This window comes from Escherichia sp. AM3, from assembly GCF_032029835.1.
Taxonomy (GTDB): Bacteria; Pseudomonadota; Gammaproteobacteria; order Enterobacterales; family Enterobacteriaceae; genus Escherichia; species Escherichia coli.
Genome location: NZ_JAVUPQ010000271.1, coordinates 1 through 1,604, shown reverse-complemented (window position 1 = coordinate 1,604; position 1,604 = coordinate 1). Strand labels below are relative to the sequence as shown.

Genomic DNA, 1,604 nt, shown 5'->3' with positions numbered 1-1,604 from the left:
GTGTAGTTCTGCGGCGTGACGATATCTGGCAGCCATTTTTTCCACCATCTCCGGATTGCTGTCCGCGCTGCGGTGCTGACGCCCCTTCTCCCCAAAAACTTCAACAACCAGCCACTGGCTTCCGGTTCTGCCGAACAACGCCTTGCACAAACGTCTCACAGTCAGCGGGGTTAAATCTGGATCGGGATCGTAGGCAATGGTAGCAAAAATAAAGCGCAGCATTTCTGATGTCTTGTAACGCTTTACGCTGGCAGCCAGGCGTGAGGCTCGTTGCGGTGCTTCCCAGCGGTCGTTACTGTAATTAGCCACTTCAGCCAGATAATCCTTTTCAAGTTTTTCAGCCGTGTAGCACCTGCCGCCTAAAAAAAGCCGCATGGCCTCCCTGGTTTTATCTCTCACATATCATCCCTCATTAATGCTAATGTACGCATACATTAGCATTAACATGCTGACAGTAACAAGCGGCGGATTTACGTCTGGATAATGTAAATGATTGCGGTATACAGGCCAGGCGGTCAGATTTTCAGCCGTGCCTGTTCCTGCAGCAGTTCCAGATGATATGCAGCAATAGCGTTTACCACCCCTGCCGCCACCCGTGCGTCGGCGATCGCTGAGTGTGCCTGCCCTTCCCAGGTCAGTCCGGCCTGGCTGGCAGCACTGGCCAGTGAAATCGTGCCATAGCGGTTGGTGGCCCCATAATATCCTGCTGCCAGCTCCATCGCACAATATACCGTCATTTCTTCCAGCCAGTCAGCCGGATCGCTATGTGCGGCAGCAGTCTGTTTCAGAATGCGGATGTCCGAGTAGGCAGCCTGGCGGCTGCGGCTTGTCATGGTCTGGAATTACCGTTATAAAAAAAGATAATGTCATTGTCTTTCAGGGAGTTATATGGCCCGTTCAGCTAAACCCCGTAAACGCAAACCCGCACCACAAAGAAGCAAACTTCCCCGCTATGTTGTGAAACTTCATCCGGATGATTTTTTTGACGAAGAAGACGCTGAAGTTCTGCGCTTTGATAATTTTGACGATGCCGTTGAGTGCTGCGCTGACCTGGGTATTCCGTTCTTTCTGGATGCAGGAAACAAAAAGCTGGTCTTCTGGTTTGTTCGTGTCGATGACGAAGGGTATCCGGAAATAGCCCGCTGTACGGAGCGGGAGTTTGCAACCATTCTTGCCGGTATCAGTGCCGGTGGTATGTACTGCCCGGAATGCGGCACAGTTCACTGGCCGGATGGCGTTACCCCCCCGTCTGATGCTTCCCCGTTTTGCCGATATTTTTCAGCAGGGTAACCGCTGGCTTAACTGGCTGGAGAAACAGCCGGAAGGTTCAGTGCGTCCGGTGGTGACTGAGTCAGTGACAAAAATCATGGCATGCGGGACCACGCTGATGGGCTACACGCAATGGTGCTGTTCGTCACCGGACTGTTGCCACACCAAAAAGGTCTGCTTCCGGTGTAAAAGCCGCTCCTGTCCGCACTGCGGGGTGAAGGCTGGCGCACAGTGGATACAGTATCTGCTGAGCCTGGTCCCCGACTGCCCGTGGCAGCATATTGTGTTCACACTTCCCTGCCAGTACTGGTCCCTGGTGTTCCACAACCGGTGGT

Annotated in this window: 3 protein-coding genes and 1 pseudogene; 2 read left to right on the top strand and 2 right to left on the bottom strand. The window is 53.3% G+C overall.

Annotated elements, in window-relative coordinates; all coding sequences use genetic code 11:
• A partial coding sequence (locus RTW80_RS24975; RefSeq protein WP_139510022.1) for a hypothetical protein occupies nt 1-399 on the bottom strand: 399 nt, incomplete at its 3' end.
• 116 nt (nt 400-515) lie between these two features.
• Nucleotides 516-800: pseudogene (locus RTW80_RS24970) on the bottom strand (3'-5' exonuclease); the annotation flags it as partial.
• 88 nt (nt 801-888) lie between these two features.
• Here RTW80_RS24970 and RTW80_RS24965 point away from each other — a divergent pair.
• Both RTW80_RS24965 and RTW80_RS24960 read left to right on the top strand, forming a co-directional pair.
• The gene (locus RTW80_RS24965) at nt 889-1,290 is read left to right on the top strand and encodes a hypothetical protein (RefSeq protein WP_000124097.1); all 402 of its coding nucleotides are present in this window, start codon (nt 889-891) and stop codon (nt 1,288-1,290) included.
• Nucleotides 1,253-1,604: transposase zinc-binding domain-containing protein (locus tag RTW80_RS24960; protein WP_312720752.1), on the top strand; the 352-nt coding region annotated here is incomplete at its 3' end. The genes RTW80_RS24965 and RTW80_RS24960, both read left to right, overlap by 38 nt.